This is a genomic window from Leptospira montravelensis, assembly GCF_004770045.1.
GTDB classification, from domain to species: Bacteria; Spirochaetota; Leptospiria; order Leptospirales; family Leptospiraceae; genus Leptospira_A; species Leptospira_A montravelensis.
On the sequence record NZ_RQFO01000009.1, the window covers coordinates 77,299 to 93,206 of the forward strand.

17 protein-coding genes are annotated in these 15,908 nt (G+C 35.5%); 12 read left to right on the plus strand and 5 right to left on the minus strand.

The features are described 5' to 3' along the window. Nucleotide 1 precedes the first annotated feature (1 nt). Entirely contained in the window at nt 2–1,435 is a 1,434-nt protein-coding gene (locus EHQ31_RS06875; RefSeq protein WP_135574937.1) for a PAS domain-containing sensor histidine kinase, read from the plus strand. Nucleotides 1,436–1,489: 54 nt separating this feature from the next. Here EHQ31_RS06875 and EHQ31_RS06880 read toward each other — a convergent pair whose 3' ends face one another. Further along, nucleotides 1,490–1,702 (minus strand): STAS domain-containing protein, encoded by a 213-nt coding sequence (locus tag EHQ31_RS06880; RefSeq protein WP_244247298.1) that lies wholly within the window; start codon nt 1,700–1,702, stop codon nt 1,490–1,492. Nucleotides 1,703–1,888: 186 nt separating this feature from the next. On the opposite strand from EHQ31_RS06880, the gene EHQ31_RS06885 reads away from it, so the two are divergent. Continuing rightward, on the plus strand, nt 1,889–2,194 hold the full coding sequence (locus tag EHQ31_RS06885) for a hypothetical protein (RefSeq protein WP_135574933.1): 306 nt from the start codon (nt 1,889–1,891) through the stop codon (nt 2,192–2,194). 47 nt (nt 2,195–2,241) lie between these two features. On the opposite strand, the gene EHQ31_RS06890 is transcribed toward EHQ31_RS06885, so the two are convergent. Both EHQ31_RS06890 and EHQ31_RS06895 read right to left on the minus strand, forming a co-directional pair. Continuing rightward, a complete protein-coding gene (locus EHQ31_RS06890; RefSeq protein ID WP_135574931.1) occupies nt 2,242–3,165 on the minus strand; it encodes a hypothetical protein in 924 nt (307 codons plus the stop codon). A gap of 63 nt (nt 3,166–3,228) precedes the next feature. Then, a complete protein-coding gene (locus EHQ31_RS06895) occupies nt 3,229–4,638 on the minus strand; it encodes an LA_3751/LA_3752 family putative glycosyltransferase (RefSeq protein WP_135574930.1) in 1,410 nt (469 codons plus the stop codon). Between the two features lie 47 nt (nt 4,639–4,685). Between EHQ31_RS06895 and EHQ31_RS06900 the strand changes: the two genes are divergently transcribed. Continuing rightward, nucleotides 4,686–5,789, plus strand: coding sequence for an SGNH/GDSL hydrolase family protein (locus EHQ31_RS06900; protein ID WP_244247299.1), 1,104 nt, complete (start codon nt 4,686–4,688; stop codon nt 5,787–5,789). A gap of 2 nt (nt 5,790–5,791) precedes the next feature. Here EHQ31_RS06900 and cueR read toward each other — a convergent pair whose 3' ends face one another. Then, a complete protein-coding gene (gene cueR, locus EHQ31_RS06905; protein ID WP_135574928.1) occupies nt 5,792–6,184 on the minus strand; it encodes a Cu(I)-responsive transcriptional regulator in 393 nt (130 codons plus the stop codon). Nucleotides 6,185–6,293: 109 nt separating this feature from the next. Between cueR and EHQ31_RS06910 the strand changes: the two genes are divergently transcribed. The 6 genes from EHQ31_RS06910 (at nt 6,294) to purT (ending at nt 11,718) form a co-directional block, all read left to right on the plus strand. Then, nucleotides 6,294–6,728 (plus strand): hypothetical protein, encoded by a 435-nt coding sequence (locus EHQ31_RS06910; RefSeq protein WP_135574926.1) that lies wholly within the window; start codon nt 6,294–6,296, stop codon nt 6,726–6,728. Further along, nucleotides 6,721–6,924: a heavy-metal-associated domain-containing protein gene (locus EHQ31_RS06915; RefSeq protein WP_135574924.1), complete on the plus strand. Its 204-nt coding sequence runs from the start codon at nt 6,721–6,723 to the stop codon at nt 6,922–6,924. Before EHQ31_RS06910 ends, EHQ31_RS06915 begins: the two co-directional genes overlap by 8 nt. Continuing rightward, on the plus strand, nt 6,908–9,112 hold the full coding sequence (locus EHQ31_RS06920) for a heavy metal translocating P-type ATPase (protein WP_135574922.1): 2,205 nt from the start codon (nt 6,908–6,910) through the stop codon (nt 9,110–9,112). Before EHQ31_RS06915 ends, EHQ31_RS06920 begins: the two co-directional genes overlap by 17 nt. 23 nt (nt 9,113–9,135) lie before the next feature. Further along, nucleotides 9,136–9,999 carry a helix-turn-helix transcriptional regulator gene (locus tag EHQ31_RS06925; RefSeq protein ID WP_135575068.1) on the plus strand — a complete coding sequence of 288 codons (864 nt, stop codon included), beginning with the start codon at nt 9,136–9,138 and terminating at the stop codon, nt 9,997–9,999. After that, nucleotides 9,996–10,466 carry an ankyrin repeat domain-containing protein gene (locus tag EHQ31_RS06930; RefSeq protein ID WP_135574920.1) on the plus strand — a complete coding sequence of 157 codons (471 nt, stop codon included), beginning with the start codon at nt 9,996–9,998 and terminating at the stop codon, nt 10,464–10,466. The genes EHQ31_RS06925 and EHQ31_RS06930 overlap by 4 nt, the downstream gene beginning before the upstream one ends. A gap of 76 nt (nt 10,467–10,542) precedes the next feature. Further along, the gene (gene purT, locus EHQ31_RS06935; protein ID WP_135574918.1) at nt 10,543–11,718 is read left to right on the plus strand and encodes a formate-dependent phosphoribosylglycinamide formyltransferase; all 1,176 of its coding nucleotides are present in this window, start codon (nt 10,543–10,545) and stop codon (nt 11,716–11,718) included. 65 nt (nt 11,719–11,783) lie between these two features. Here purT and EHQ31_RS06940 read toward each other — a convergent pair whose 3' ends face one another. After that, a complete protein-coding gene (locus EHQ31_RS06940) occupies nt 11,784–12,515 on the minus strand; it encodes an adhesin OmpL37 family surface protein (protein ID WP_135574916.1) in 732 nt (243 codons plus the stop codon). Between the two features lie 191 nt (nt 12,516–12,706). On the opposite strand from EHQ31_RS06940, the gene EHQ31_RS06945 reads away from it, so the two are divergent. From EHQ31_RS06945 to EHQ31_RS06955, 3 genes are read left to right on the plus strand one after another with little or no spacing between them, the layout of a single operon-like run. Next, nucleotides 12,707–14,203 carry an ABC-F family ATP-binding cassette domain-containing protein gene (locus EHQ31_RS06945; RefSeq protein WP_135574914.1) on the plus strand — a complete coding sequence of 499 codons (1,497 nt, stop codon included), beginning with the start codon at nt 12,707–12,709 and terminating at the stop codon, nt 14,201–14,203. Beyond that, complete coding sequence (locus EHQ31_RS06950) at nt 14,200–15,126, plus strand: ABC transporter ATP-binding protein (protein ID WP_135574912.1); 927 nt, start codon at nt 14,200–14,202, stop codon at nt 15,124–15,126. The genes EHQ31_RS06945 and EHQ31_RS06950 overlap by 4 nt, the downstream gene beginning before the upstream one ends. Then, entirely contained in the window at nt 15,123–15,884 is a 762-nt protein-coding gene (locus tag EHQ31_RS06955; protein ID WP_135574910.1) for an ABC transporter permease, read from the plus strand. Before EHQ31_RS06950 ends, EHQ31_RS06955 begins: the two co-directional genes overlap by 4 nt. The last annotated feature ends 24 nt before the right edge of the window (nt 15,885–15,908 follow it).

A 15,908-nucleotide genomic window follows, 5' to 3' on the forward strand; every position in this document is an offset into this window, starting at 1 on the left:
AATGGCACAAACAAATTACATCGACTTACTTTCGAACGTTCCTGATCTAATTTGTGAAATAGACGATTTAGAAAAGATTTGTTATGCAAATTCTTTTCATAAACATAGATTAGGTTATGAGGCTCACGAAATACTTGGTCGGTCTGTTGATGAATTTTTTCATCCAGATGATAGAAATGAACTTCGAACAAAAATGTCATATTTACGAATTCCAGGATCGGAGACGAAAGGAATATGGAGAATTGCTCATAAAAACGGAAATTTTTTAACCTTTGAGTGTCGAGGTAAACTTACAGCTGATTCAGATGGTAACAAAAGAATTATAGTGATTGCAAGAGATATTAGCGAAGACTTGAGTTCTGATTTTAAATTACATTCGAAATCTAATATAAAAAATCAATCCGCCCAAGAACTCCATTACCAAAGTTTCTTTGAATTAAAGATGTCTCAGTTCGAGTTCTCGCAATTGAAATTTGCTTTTGATGAACATGCTGTTATTACGATAACCGATAGAAATGGGGTTATCACATACGCCAACGACCGATTTTGTGAAATTTCTATGTATTTAAAAAGTGAGTTGATTGGGAATAACCATCGTTTGTTGAATTCTGGATTTCATTCACCAGAATTTTTTGAACGTATGTATAATATGATACAAAATGGCCATGTATGGAAAGGTGAGATTCGAAATAGAGCGAAAGACGGATCTATCTACTGGGTAAATGCAACGATTGTTCCTTTGCGCTCGATAGATGGTAGTATCAATCGATTTGTAGCTTTACATACTTTAATTACTCGAACCATCGAATCTGAAGAAAAAGTAATACAGTTATTGCGGGAGAAGGAATTACTTTTACAGGAAGTTCACCATCGAATTAAAAATAATCTATTTTCAGTTTTTAGTCTTTTGAAGATGCAGGCAAGTTATTCCTCAGACTTACATTTAAAGGAACAATTTGATGAAGCGGCAGGTCGATTACGAAGTATGATGGCATTGTATGATCGTTTGTATAGATCTGAGAATCCTAATGAAATCGATTTAAAAGAATATATTCCAAATTTAGTGCGCCAAATTCTTTCCACTTATACGAAAGATATCAAATTTAATTTTTTTCTCGATATTCCTATCATCGTAAAACCTGATATAGCCAATAATTTAGGAATTATTTTAAATGAACTTATTTGTAATTCTGTGAAACATTCTTTTTTGAAAAATAATTCAGGGCAAATCAAAATCACATTGGAAAAAGAGGATAATAAGATTATCTTTTTTTATAGTGATGATGGAGAACCACTTCCTGATTCTTATTCTCTACAAAATGTAGAAACCGGTTTTGGCATTAAATTAATGAATTTACTAGTACAACAATTAAAAGGAAATGTGAAGGTAATTCCTGGACAAAGTGTTCAGTTTCATTTATCGTTTCCATTTTAATTAGTTTTTTGTATCAGTTTACAGACGGGAATCCTTTATACACGTATGTAAAAATTAGTCGATTAGATGAAGGATGGTGTCGAGTTTGTTTAAACGAAAGACCGTGCGGATGAGTTTGTTCACTCCACTAATTTGTAACTGTAAATTTTGTGATTCCATTGCAGAATGAAACTTCATCAATTCACCGATCGTGGCACTGTCTAAGGACATAGATATCTCGGTAAAATCCAAAACAACATCTTCCTTTGCATTGTTGATTTCGGACATAATTCTTTCCCGGAAGGCACTCAGTCCATCAAACGAAAGATCATTGTTCTTGATTTCTATTAAAATTGCCAAGGTTTAAAACTATTTTTATTGGATCGGATATTTTGAAAGAATTTTTCCACTTTCAGTTCTTGTTTCTTTATTGTTTTTCATCTACTTTTATGATGAGGTTGGCTTTAGTTTTGTATGTCCGTAAGTGATCGTCAATTAAGATTAATCAAAGAAGCAGCTGAACTCCTCGTTATGGAGCACCGCCTAACTGTTGAGGAAGCCGTAATAGTCATTTCTACAGCGATAAAAAAAGAACTTACACTCCGAAGTACGAGTTTCGAGAAATTGGAAACGGGATCTAAAATTGATCGGACAAGTTTTACTCGTAGTATAGTGAAAACGGTGCAAGATAGTTTGGAAGCAAACCCTTATTGGCGCTCTCATAATTTAGAAAAGTCAATTGATAATTTCTACAAGGTGTTACACAAACATTGGGATTAAATCTGAATCCAATGAAGTTTCGCCTAATATGATTTTATATCAAAAATTCAATTAGCTTTTACATTTTCTTTCGTAATGGCGTCAGTTTCACAGTAATAGAAGTTTGGAACCTGTTTGGATCTAGGAAAATTCAATTCAAAATTTTGCACTTCCTTCGGTAAAAAATCTTCCTTTTCTAAACTAACTGTTGCATAATCTACCGTTTTTTCTTGTTTGTTGATTAAAAGGCATGAAATACGAGTGTAATTTGTGGTAAAATTACTTTTGTTTTGTATTTTTCCTACGAGAATTAATTCTTTAGACAAAGTACGTTTAATATCTATTTGTTTTAATACTAGATTTGGTTTAATAGTTTCATTCGGAAGTGTTGTAGCAGTTACATTGATATCAAAATTAAAATAACTTGGTGCATCTTCTACTAAAACTTGAAAAATTACAGATTCGCCGTCGTTCACCACATTTTTTTCCGCATAACCTTCACTTGTTTTGATGTTTTCTTTTGATTCGTTGAATAAGGAAACAGTGAATTTTGGCATGAGGATTGACTTCCCGCTGCTATTTGTAAATTTCCCTACAAAGTATAAATTACCTAAAACATCTGGTATGGCTGTAGTATATTCAAATTCGCCTTCAGGAATAATTTCTATCGATTCTAAATTGGGATCTACTGGAATTGAAACTGTCTCCTCTTCTGTTGTAGTGTTTAGTGTAGATTTAAAATTTTGAAAGTAAGTGAAAAAAGTGGAACCTAATACCAACCAGGTGACAGTAATACCTGTAATAAGATTTTTCCAATTTTTAAAGGAATCAGTTTTGGATTTTTGTTTGGAAGTTCCGTAAACTTTTGGCGGTGGAGAATCCATCATTCCACCGATAGGTAATTTATCAAAACAATCACCACAACGATAAATAGTTGCTGATTCTTGGTAAATATTTGCGCTTCCACAAGTAGGACATTGTTTTGAGTTCATATACCGAATTCATTCAAATCGGTGTGAAAATCCAAGAAAAAAAACTGTTAGTAAATATATTTCTTAATTTCGTTTGTAAGAAGTTTGAGTGATAGGAAGAAGTGCATTTGGCAAAGGATGGATTTCTCCGCGTTGGAAACTGCAATCTTGTGAACAATTGGGTAAACGGAAATTGTTTGGTAATACCACTGGGGAAGGTGGTAGTTCCAGAAAAGTAAATGTTTTTATGTTTTTTTTTGTTAGTAGGTTTGCCAAGTCTACGGAATTAAAATCCTTTCTTAATAGAAGTAAGTCTTTTTTTTCTTCGAGTAACGGTAAGGATACAAAAGCAAAATCTGGGTTACTAAAAATGATAACAGAGTCTTTAATTTTACGAATTTCACTTAAAGTATTGGATTGAAATTTGGATATTTTTTTTAGTTCTTTCATTTGAAAATGAAGATTACAGATCGTATAAATAGAAATTAAGGTGATAAGAAAAATCCAACGGTAAGAGATGAATGGGTTTGGATTTTTTTCTTCTTTGTTTAAAAGTAAAACGTAGAGTGGGACAAGTCCAAATAAATACCGCGGTGTATTGTGGCCGCCACTATTAGGTGCCAAAAATACCATAACCATCGTTACTATGATTATCAAAAAATTTGATATTTTTATTTCTTTTAAATATAAAGATTTTAAAAAATAGAAACAAAAAAGTATGAAAATGGGAACTTGTTCCATCCAAATTTTTGCTAGATAAAATACATTTTCACTACGTAAGCTCATATCAGAATTTTTTGCGATACGAAGGGGAAGCAGCGAATCTACCAGGAACAAATTTCCCAAGGCCAATAAACTAAAACAAAAAGCCATCGAAAGGTAAAATCGCATCGTTTGAGTTTTGTTTTCAAAACAAATAGGAAGAATGATCAGTACAAAACTCATCTCTGGTCTGATCCAAAGAATTAATGCGGAAATCATTCCAGCAAAGATATTTTGACATTTGTGAAATAGATATAGAGCCGAAATTTCTAAGAAAAAAATGAATATTGTTTCGTGAAATAAAAAAATATATATAGGTATAGTTGATCCATATAACAATAATAAAGTGGAGATAACATTTTTTTGAATTTGGTGAAAAAGAAAAATCCCAATCGTAAATAGAAAAGTATGTATTATAGTGACCCCAGAAATTCCGAACAATTTCAAAATGGGAGATATTAGGATTGGGTAGAGGTTGGGGAAGGTAGAATGTGCGAATCCTTTTGTTTGCTGAAAGAATAGGTTTGGGAGAGGGAAAAAGGAATAATTTGGATCCTCGAATGCATGATTGTATGGTAAATGAAAAATTCCTTGGATTGCTAATTTTGATTGCCATTCCAAAAGGGCAAAATCGGAGAAAGGTTCAATTCCTTTGGAAGAAAAATAAAAAAATCCGAATACCAAAAATGCAAAACTAACAAAGAATCCTATTGCTTTTTTGGCTTGTATCATATCGAATCAAAAACAGGTACAAAGTTTCTGGTTTCGTACTTTATGCAATGAAAAAAGCAAATGATTTCTTTCTCAATCCCAGTTTAAAACTTCGTGTTGGATTTTTAATACTCTGCTTTTTGTTGGGTCTATTTCTATTTTGCCGTTCGATCGATTCAATTTCATTATATTTTGATTCAGACTATGGACATTTCCATTTTCCCATAAACAGCGAAATCCCCTTTTACCGATTAGGAAACAAAGAAATCGGAAAAATAGGAGAATGGGGAACTCGTATTGGAGAACTGGAAAAAAACGTCAGTTGTAAGTATTTACTGTTAGGTGATTCACAGGTTTTTGGTTCAGGAATTTTTTGGAAAGATACATTTTCTGAAATTCTTAATCGTGAAACTAAATGTCATTGGGTCAATCTTGGAATTCCTGGTTTTACTTTGGAAAATGAGTTATCACTGTATCAAAAGGTTAGGACAAAAATTTCTTTTGATCGAGTTTATCTTTTTGTATATGGGAATGATATTTATGAAACGGGAGATACACCTGATTTTTTAAATTTTGTAAAAAAACAAACTTGGTATTTTCGTATACTCTCATTTTTATTTCCTGAACAATCTCGAATCTATGGAAAGAGAAAATACTTTCAAATGGTACAAGTGCGCATGGAGACTGAATTAATGAAATTAGCTCCATCGAATACGCAGGTTATACATAAATCTACAACCAACGAAAAGGAGTTCATAACTCAAAAAGCTTTATTCAGTTTAAGTCCAGACTATTTTCATGGATCTTTGAATACTAAATCCATTGCAAAAAAAAACTTTCAACGATGGTATAGAATTTTGCGGAAGTTAAATGATGAAATTGTATCGGCTAATAAGGAGTTGGTGATTGTTTATATTCCATTGGAAGTTGAATACGATCCAGAAATGTTTCAAGTTTATAAGGATATTGGTTTTGTTATGGATTCCAGTTGGATCAAATCCAATTCAGAATTGATCACTGATTTAAATATTATTACTAAAGAAAAGAATATTCCCTTGATTGACTTACGTGAATATATGCGTTTCCGCTCCGATTTATTGCAATTAGAAGACATTCATCTAAATGAAACAGCCCATCGTCTAATAGCGGATATTTTGAAAAAAAAACCTTAAACTCATTCATTTTGTTCTAACTTTTTTAAAATAGGACATTCGGGTCTGTGGTCTCCATGACAATGTTTAATTAGATTTTTTAAAGTATCAGACATATCTTTTAATTGTTTTAATTTTAAATCTAATTCATTTAAATGTTTTTCAGCTAGAAGTTTTACTTGTTTACTGCTTCGTGATTTATTTTTCCAAAGCCCAAGTAAACTTTTAATATCCTCTAACGAAAATCCAAGTTCTCTTGATCTTTTTATAAATCTTAAATAATGAATATCGTCTTTGTGATAAGACCTGTATCCATTTTCTGTCCTTCCGGCTTGAGGAATTAATCCTATCCCTTCATAATGTCGAATGAGTTTTGTGCTGACTCCTGATTCTTTCGAAAGTTCACCTATATTCATTGTATCCTAGATTTTTTTTTATAAAAAATGGTTAAAAAAAACGAATCGGCTATTGACCTTCCAACAATGGGAAGGTTTAGACTGGTTTTATGTTAACAAAGGAGTTACCATGAAACCAATCAAAAATTTATTTAAAATTGCTATTTTAGCAATGTTTTTAAGCTTACAACAGATTTCTGCCCACGGGGAACATAAACCAGGTCCTCACGGAGGGCAAATTCGAATGCCTGGTGCTTTTCATACGGAAGTGCTTCCTTACCAAAATTTAGGATTTAAGATATATCTACTTGATATCAATTTTGAAAATCCTACTTCCAAAAATTCGAAGTTGTATGGTAAAATAGTATCGAAAGGTAAGGAGTTTCCTTTAAAATGTTTTAGTCACCCAAATCATTTTTATTGCGAAATTCCCAAAGGAAGTTCGATGGAGGAAGGAGTCTTAATTCTTTCACCAGAATGGAATTTTCAAAAGGGTGCGGATGTAAAATATAAACTTCCGCTGATTGAATCAAAAGAACAAAAGAAGGAGCATCATCATGGTTAATTATGAAGTAGAAGGAATGACTTGCGGGCATTGTAAAAAAACTGTAGAGAAAGTTTTTGCAGAAATCGGTAAAGAAGCAACGGCTAACATCGATGAAAAGCTGGTGACTGTGAATGAATCTCTTTCGGATACGGAGTTAAATCAACTTCGTGAACGTTTGAGTGAGGATGGTTATACCCTTGGAAACACCAAATAATACCACCGAACGAACATTAGATCTTTTTGGTATGACTTGTGCCAATTGTGCCCTTCGCATTGAGAAGGGCCTTGCAAAAATGGAAGGCGTATCGGATGTTAGAGTCAATTTTGCTCGTGAATCTGTTTTTTTACGGAGTGATGATTCTGTAACAGTTGATTCTCTTTTAAAAAAAGTAGAATCTCTAGGTTATTCTGCCATTGAGCATGATTCCAACAAACAATCAGAAACAGAAAAAAAACAGAAGGAACAAATTCGAAATCTAAAAATTCGTTTTATCCTTTCTGTTATTTTATCCTTACCGTTGTTTTACGGCATGGTCACACATTTTAGTTTATTAAGTTTTATGCCTATGCCGCATATTTTAATGGATCGATACGTTCAAATGACTATTGCCTTTCCCGTTCAATTTTTGATAGGGTTTCCGTTTTATAAATCAGCATACCGTGCATTACGAAATGGATCAGCCAATATGGATGTTTTAGTGGTTATTGGTACAAGTGCAGCTTATGGTTACAGTATTTTAGGCAAGGACCTATATTTCGAAACATCTGCAGTTCTTATTACTTTTATCCTAGGTGGTAAGTGGATTGAACATTATGCTAAAGGAAAAAGTAGCGATGGGATCAATGCACTCCTTAAACTTCGTCCAGAGGTCGCTACGGTACAATCCAATGGTGTATGGACAGCTGTTCCCAATGAATATTTGAAAACAGGAGATTTGGTTTTAGTAAAAGCAGGCGAACGATTTCCTATGGATGGAGTTGTTACAGAAGGGGAAAGTTTTGTCGATGAATCTATGTTAACTGGTGAGAGTATGCCTGCAGAAAAGGTCCTAGGTGATAAAATTCTTGGTGGCACTGTCAACGGGAGCGGATCTTTAGTTGTGAAAGCAAACAAAGTCGGAAATGATACGACTCTGTCGCATATCATTCGTTCTGTGGAAGAATCTCTTGGAACTAAAGCACCGATACAAAGAATTGCTGATCAAATATCTGCTTATTTTGTTCCAGTGGTAATCGCAATTAGTGTTATTGATTTTTTTGTGTGGTATCTTCTGATCAATCCAGGTATCATTACTTCGGCCATAGAAACGAGTATTGCCATTTTAGTGATTGCTTGTCCTTGTGCCTTGGGTCTTGCTACACCTATCTCGTTACTTGTCGGAACAGGTCGTGCAGCAAAAAGAGGTATGCTTTTTCGCAGTGCAGAAGCATTGGAATCTGTTTCTAAAATCAATTGGATTGCCTTTGATAAAACAGGAACCTTAACAGAAGGGAAACCGAAAGTAACAGAAATGACTCATACTTTTTCGGATACTAACCATTTGAATCTTGTTTTGAGAGATATTGTCAAGATGGAGGAAACGTCTGACCACCCACTTGCCAAAGCAATTGTTGCATATGGAAAAGAAAATAAATTTCAACATACAAACCTTGATTTGGTTTCAACAAAAACTTTTCCTGGAGGTGGAATTGGTTCTGAGCAAAATGGAATTAGTTATTTGGCAGGCAAACGGACGTTTGTTGAAGAAAACGGTTTTGTTTTACCCGAGTCTATAAAGGAAACAATTCAGTATTGGTCATCAGATGGTTCTAGTTTAGTTTTGGTGGGAATCCGTGGAAAGTTGGAAGGAATGGTATTATTTCGGATTGAGGACAAATTACGTAATGAAGCAAAGGATGCCATTCAAGACTTAAAATCCATTGGCGTGGAACCTGTCCTTCTAACAGGTGATAACCAGAATTCTGCTGAAAAAGTAGCTAGATTGGTCGGAATTTCTTATGTTTATTCAAGTTTACTTCCTGAAGACAAAGCAAAAATTATTACAAAATTTAAAACCGATAAAGTACACTCGGCAATGGTAGGTGATGGAATCAATGATGCACCTGCACTTGCATCAGCCGATGTTGGTATCGCAATGGGAACAGGTTCTGAGGTTGCCATTAATACTGCTGATGTGGTGTTAGTAAATGGAGACATCCAAAGAATTGTAGATTTGATTCATATTGGAAAAGATACAGTTTTGAACATTCGACAAAACTTTGGTTGGGCACTTGGATATAATCTATTAGGAATTCCCATAGCGGCTTCCGGTTTACTTGCTCCTTGGGTGAGTGGTGCGGCGATGGCTTTTAGTTCTTTATCGGTTGTTTTTAATGCTCTTCGAATGAGTCGATGGAAATAAAAGTGAATGCTAATGGTAATCCGATGGACATTTCATTTTTAAAACCTCCTCTCCATTTGGAATCATCCGTAAAGGAATTTTGGATTTGGAGAGGAGTCAATGTTAAGGAACTTCCTTGGATTTTGCCATCTTATGAGTGTGAGATGGTTTTTCATTTGGAGAACCCGCCAATTGTCGAAACAGAAGACAAACAAATGATCCGATTACCTAAATTTCATCTTGTTGGTCCACAGACAAGAAGGTGGCGGATTTTATCTGAGTCAGATCTCTCTTTAATTGCGATTCGATTTTATGTTGGTGGGTTGTATTCCTTATTTTCCAAACGTGGAGATGAAATGCAGAATCAATTTCCAGAAATGAAAATTGATTCTATGTTAGGTGGTCTTTTCAGAATTAATGAAAACATATCTTTAAGTGAAAAAAATAATTCTAACATATTGAATAAAGATGAAATCAGTGTTTTTTTAACGTCCTTTCTAAAGGAATATCCGGGGAAACCTGGTGATATCCCCGCATACATTCGGTTTGCATTATTGGAACTGACACGTCCTAATATTTCGATTGAAAGTCTTTGTAAAAAATTAGGAATTTCTAGAAAACAATTGGATCGCAAATTTAGAGAGATTGTCGGTATGGCTCCCTCGGAATATAGAACTGTGCATAGGTTACTCGAATTGGTAAGAAATCCAAAACACTACCGAGAAAACAATCCAGATATTAAGTTCACCGATTTGGCTCAGGAATACAATTACTCTGATCAATCTCATTTTAATCACGATTTCAAAAAAAAATCAGGTACGATTCCCAACGAATGGTTTGCAGAATACGAAAAAATGTCCCATTTTTACAAGGGGGATTCGTCCTATAATGATAGGATAAACAAATGATACAAAACATAATTGATTTCGTTGGAAAAACTAAATCCAATCTGAGGTTGCGCACCTTGTGTTCTGCCATCACCCGAGAAGACAAAGAATCATTCGATTTGTTATTGGCCGATGCAGATCTAAAAGAAGCTTTGATTTTGGAATCACCCTTACTCCTAGGAATTGCGGTGACTGAAGTATCAGATATTTATTATTTAAAAAGATTATTATCCGTTGGATTAAATCCTAATGAACCAGATAACATGGGTTTGTATCCCATTCACAAAGCAACAGAAGTTGGAAATGTAGAAGCAGTCGAAGTGCTACTTACATCCGCTGCAGATCCGAATGCTGCCGATCCAAGTGGAGTCACAGCTCTTCATATTGCCAATAGTTTTGATGGACTAAGCGAAATTTCTGATCTTCTGATTCGAATGGGTGCAAATATTTACCAAAGGGACAAGCTGGGCAAACGTTACTTAATGTAATTTCTACCGATTCTTTCCTAATAAAGGCGACCATAATCTGTTTGTCTGATTGGCATAGTTTCCAATCTTTGTGATTATGATAGGAACACCCTTTACCACAACTGCCACAAAACTTTTACTCCTGGGATCAGGTGAACTTGGAAAAGAGGTCGCCATTGAGGCAAACCGATTGGGTGTTCATGTCATTGCTATCGATCGTTATCCCAATGCACCAGCAATGCTTGTTGCTCAAGAATCTCGTGTTGTAAATATGTTAGATCCAAAAGAGTTGGAAGCTACCATCCGAGAATTAAAACCAGATTTTGTTGTCCCCGAAATTGAAGCCATTCACACAGAAACCTTAGTCCGATTAGAATCCGAAGGTTTTCGAATCATTCCTTCTGCCAAAGCTGTAAACCTAACCATGAACCGAGAAGGGATTCGTAACTTTGTTGCGAATGAACTCGGTTTAAAAACATCAAAATTTCTTTTTGCCGATACAGAAGAAAATTTTCAGAAGGCTGTAAAGGAAATTGGATTTCCTTGTGTGGTCAAACCCATTATGAGTTCTTCAGGAAAAGGACAAAGTATGGTTCGGAACGAATCAGAAATCCAAAAAGCTTGGGTGTACGGGCAAACAGGAGGAAGAACAGGGAAAGGTAAAATGATCATTGAAGAATTTATATCTTTTGATTTTGAAATTACACTTCTAACCATTCGACATATAGGTGGGACTACTTTTTTACCACCGATTGGTCATCGACAAGTGAACGGTGATTATGTGGAATCTTGGATGCCACAGCCTATGACAGAGAAAGCACTCTTTGCTGCAGAAAAAATTGCAGAGGCAGTTACCACGGGATTAGGTGGGATGGGAATTTTCGGAGTTGAACTATTTGTTAAAGGGGACGAAGTTTACTTTAGTGAAGTATCACCTAGACCACATGATACAGGACTTGTTACGCTCATCTCTCAAAATTTTTCAGAATTTTCCCTTCATGTGAGAGCCTTACTTGGACTGCCTATTCCAGAACTTATCTTCCAAACTCCTGCTGCCAGTTCCGCAATTCTTTTGGATGGGAAAATCAAAGCTCCCGTGTATGTGGGTCTTGGAGAAGCGCTTCGACAGTCTGGTGTAGATATTCGTATCTTCGGAAAACCAGAAGTGGATGGAAAGCGCAGAATGGGTGTTAGTTTGGCTTTAGGTAAAACAACGGAAGAAGCTAGAGAAAAAGCAAACTTTGCGCGAGATTGTATCCAACTAAAAAAATGAACCTATAAACGGAAAAGGTCAATTTAGTTTCATCAATACAAAATACAAAATGGATCAAAATTTAATTATTCTTTTTTGATTTCTGGTGATTTGTAATTTGTCATCATCGAATCGTAAATACTTTCTTCTCCAAAAGGAAGAAAGGAATTATCGTAATGAAGTGCTAATAATTTGTTGTTTGTTTTTCCAAAACCACGTATGAGTTCTGATTCAATGGAATCAAAATCAGAAAACTCAATGGTATCCATGTAACCACCATCGTGAAGAAGGTTTAAAAAAATGACAAATTTCCCTGCATGTTTTAAAATCTTCAAAGCAAATAACATTTCTCGAAGTTTTAATAGGTAAAGAAGGGGGCGAGTGTTTCTAGCCATCACTAACTTCTGTTCGGCTTCACTGATGTCGCGTAACGCTAGTCTTAAAAAAGCTCTAGTTTGTGTTTTTTCTTTGTCACGGGATTTACCTCCTAGTAAAATCAATTCCGATCGCACTAAGTTTAAGTTTTTGGTAAGAATTTTGTCATATAAATTTATGAGTTTGACTTGAGTAGACCTAACAGCTAAATAAGCGTCGCTGTATTTCCCCTGGATGTGAAGACTTTTGAATCGCAAATACTCGGTTATGATTTCTTTGTATTCCGCTTTTTCTTCCGGACTTCCTAAGTGAATGACACTTGCATCAAGCGAACGCACTAAAAGATAGTTTTCCTCCGCACCAAATGCCACTTGTAAGTTTCCATTGGCATAGATCCCTCGTCCAAAACTTAGGGTAAGGAGAAAGATGAAAAAAGATCTCACAATACAGTTTCGGAATCTATTAGAATGAAATAGAGTTCATAATCTTTCTGGTTGGCTTCTTGCCAATTATGTCCTACGGAATCGAAGATTTCACGAGAAAACTATCAGAATTTCTTTTCGATTCTACTCGTCGTATCTGGTTCTTTTTCGATTCTGGTTTTATACCAAAAAGGGAAACCTTTGGAAATTATATGATCAAAATATCTGGTTTAAACAAACAATTCAATGGCAATGTTTTATTCGATGATTTACAGTTCAGCGTCAATCGTGGTGAACGTGTCGGCCTTGTGGGACGCAATGGACATGGTAAATCAACTCTTGTGCAAATCATATTAGGCAAAACAGAGCCTGATTCAGGGAATATAACCATCCCGAAAGGATACCGGATTGGACATTTGGAACAACACTTGGTTTTTACAAAACCAACCGTATTAGAAGAGTGCGCACTCGGTTTACCGGAAGGGGATGAATACGAAACCTGGAAAGTGGAACGGATTTTATTTGGACTTGGGTTTTCTGAAAAAGACATGGAACGTAGTCCCGAAGAATTTTCAGGTGGATACCAAATCAGAATGAATTTGGCCAAACTTCTTGTGTCAGCACCTGATATGCTCATCTTAGATGAACCAAACAACTATTTGGATATTGTCACCATACGTTGGTTAGAGGAATTTCTTCGTGAATGGGAAGGGGAAATCATTCTCATTACTCACGATAGAAGTTTTATGGATAGTGTTGTGACTCATACTGTGGCCATTCATAGAAGCAAAGCAATAAAGGTACAAGGTGATACAGAAAAGTTATACACACAAATCAACCAAGCAGAAGAAATTTATGAAAAAACTCGACTGAACGAAGCGAAAAAACGAAAACAAGAAGAAATCTTCATCGCTAAGTTTAAAGCAAAAGCAAGTTTTGCGAGTCGTGCCCAATCCCGTGTCAAAAAATTAGAAAAACAGGGGGAAATGAAAGCACTTGATAATATTGAAGATATGGAACTTTACTTTAATAGTGCGCCGTTTTCCGCCAATCAAATGTTAAGTGTAGATGAAGTTTCTTTTTCATATAATGGAACTTCGCCTTTTTTGTTCGAAAATTTTTCGCTAAGTGTGGGACCAGAAGATCGTATATGTATTATCGGGAAAAACGGAAAAGGTAAATCCACATTACTAAAGTTAATTGCCGGGGAACTTAAAGCCGTTTCTGGCGAAGTCAAAAAACATCCTGTATTAAAAGAAGGATATTTTGGACAAACCAATAAACTGAACATGAACGAAAGTAATACGGTTGTACAAGAAATTATGAGTGCCGATCCGAATTGTTCAGAAGGAAAGGCTCGTAATATTGCAGGTGGACTTATGTTTTCGGAAGACCTTGCTCTAAAAAAAATCAAGGTTCTTTCTGGGGGAGAAAAAAGTCGGGTACTACTTGGAAAAATTTTAGTCACGCCTTGCCACCTTCTGTATTTGGATGAGCCAACAAACCACTTGGATATGCAGTCTTGTGACTCCCTGATTGAAGCCATCGATAACTTTGACGGTTCGGTGATTATGGTCACACATAATGAAATGCACTTGCGTGCTGTAGCCACTAAACTAATTGTATTCGATGATGACCGAGTTTTTGTCTATGATGGGGGTTATGACGACTTCCTCTCAGACATTGGCTGGAAGGATGAAACTGTTTGAAATCAATCCTCACACTAAAACAAGTTTCCAAGTCTTATGACAATGGATTCCAAGCACTGAAGAATGTTCACTGGGAAGTAAAAGAGGGCGAAATCCATGCGCTTCTTGGCCCCAATGGAGCAGGAAAAACTACGTTAATCAATTTGATCTGTGGCATTGTTTCGCCAAGTTCTGGTGAAGTGATTGTAGACGGTTTTAATATCATAAGCGAGTTCAAAAAAACAAGATCTCTTATAGGCCTTGTGCCCCAAGAACTCAGCGTACATGCCTTTGAAACCGTTTGGGCCAGTGTCTCATTCACCCGTGGATTGTATGGAAAACCAGCCAATCCCAAATACATCGAAGATGTTTTAAAATCGCTTTCTCTTTGGGACAAAAAAGACCAAAAAATTATGACTTTGTCTGGTGGAATGAAAAGAAGAGTTCTTATCGCCAAAGCATTGTCACACGAACCTAAAATACTTTTTTTGGACGAACCTAGCGCCGGAGTTGATGTCGAACTTAGAAAAGATATGTGGAAGATTGTCGAATCACTAAGGAAAAATGGTGTAACTATTATCCTTACCACTCATTATATCGAAGAAGCAGAATCGATTGCTGACCGGATTTCTGTAATCAGAAAGGGAGAGATATTCCTCACAGAAGACAAAGACCGACTCATGAAACAACTCGGAACGAAACAACTTCGCATTGAGCTTAAAAAAAATCTAAAACAACTCCCAAAGACACTTTCCAAGTACGAATTAGAACTTGTAGATAACAATTCTGCACTTGTATTTACCTATGATCGTTCCGATGACAGCAGTCTTATAACCAAACTTTTGGATGATTTGAAAAAACAAAAAATCCAATTCAGTGATTTGAGCACAAAACAAAGTTCATTAGAAGAAATCTTTGTTCAATTGTTACAGGAGGCTGTATGAACTTTTACGCAATTAGATCTATTTACAAATTTGAAATGGCAAGAACTTTTCGTACATTATTACAAAGTATAGCTTCGCCTGTTTTATCGACTTCCTTATACTTTATTGTATTTGGATCTGCCATTGGTTCGCGGATTCAAGAAATTGATGGAATTCATTACGGAAGTTTTATTGTTCCAGGACTTGTTATGTTGTCCCTGCTAACTGAGAGTATTTCTAATGCTTCTTTTGGCATTTATTTTCCAAAATTCAATGGAACTATTTATGAGATTCTTTCGGCACCAGTAACCATGTGGGAAGTAGTGATTGGATATGTTGGTGCCGCTGCCACAAAATCACTCATGCTTGGAGTGTTGATGCTGATTACCGCATCCTTTTTTGTTCCTATAAGGATAGATCATCCCATTTTGATGGTTTTTTTTCTAGTATTAACTTGTATTAGTTTTAGTTTGTTTGGTTTTGTGATTGGGATTTGGGCGGATAGTTTTGAAAAACTCCAAATGATCCCCATGCTTGTCATTACACCGCTTGTATTTCTAGGTGGAAGTTTTTATTCCATCCAGATGTTGCCACCATTTTGGCAAAAACTAAGTATGTTTAATCCAGTTTTATATTTGGTAAGTGGGTTTCGTTATAGTTTTTTTGAGCGGGCAGATGTTGCACTTTCTGTGAGCATTTCGATGATCCTTGTTTTTTTGACTTTATGTTTGACTGTGACTTGGGTTATCTTTCGCACAGGATATAAAATCAAAAATTAAGGATGGTTCGTTGTGGGTTTAAAA

Bases quoted from the DNA above. Each gene is read 5' to 3' on its own strand.
- EHQ31_RS06875 (WP_135574937.1), top strand. From the start codon at position 2: ATGGCACAAACAAATTACATCGACTTACTTTCGAACGTTCCTGATCTA.
- EHQ31_RS06945 (WP_135574914.1), top strand. From the start codon at position 12,707: ATGATCAAAATATCTGGTTTAAACAAACAATTCAATGGCAATGTTTTA.
- EHQ31_RS06880 (WP_244247298.1), bottom strand. From the start codon at position 1,702: ATGTCCGAAATCAACAATGCAAAGGAAGATGTTGTTTTGGATTTTACC.
- EHQ31_RS06925 (WP_135575068.1), top strand. From the start codon at position 9,136: ATGGACATTTCATTTTTAAAACCTCCTCTCCATTTGGAATCATCCGTA.
- EHQ31_RS06910 (WP_135574926.1), top strand. From the start codon at position 6,294: ATGAAACCAATCAAAAATTTATTTAAAATTGCTATTTTAGCAATGTTT.
- EHQ31_RS06885 (WP_135574933.1), top strand. From the start codon at position 1,889: ATGTCCGTAAGTGATCGTCAATTAAGATTAATCAAAGAAGCAGCTGAA.
- EHQ31_RS06915 (WP_135574924.1), top strand. From the start codon at position 6,721: ATGGTTAATTATGAAGTAGAAGGAATGACTTGCGGGCATTGTAAAAAA.
- EHQ31_RS06955 (WP_135574910.1), top strand. From the start codon at position 15,123: ATGAACTTTTACGCAATTAGATCTATTTACAAATTTGAAATGGCAAGA.
- EHQ31_RS06895 (WP_135574930.1), bottom strand. From the start codon at position 4,638: ATGATACAAGCCAAAAAAGCAATAGGATTCTTTGTTAGTTTTGCATTT.
- purT (WP_135574918.1), top strand. From the start codon at position 10,543: ATGATAGGAACACCCTTTACCACAACTGCCACAAAACTTTTACTCCTG.
- EHQ31_RS06930 (WP_135574920.1), top strand. From the start codon at position 9,996: ATGATACAAAACATAATTGATTTCGTTGGAAAAACTAAATCCAATCTG.
- EHQ31_RS06890 (WP_135574931.1), bottom strand. From the start codon at position 3,165: ATGAACTCAAAACAATGTCCTACTTGTGGAAGCGCAAATATTTACCAA.
- EHQ31_RS06900 (WP_244247299.1), top strand. From the start codon at position 4,686: ATGAAAAAAGCAAATGATTTCTTTCTCAATCCCAGTTTAAAACTTCGT.
- cueR (WP_135574928.1), bottom strand. From the start codon at position 6,184: ATGAATATAGGTGAACTTTCGAAAGAATCAGGAGTCAGCACAAAACTC.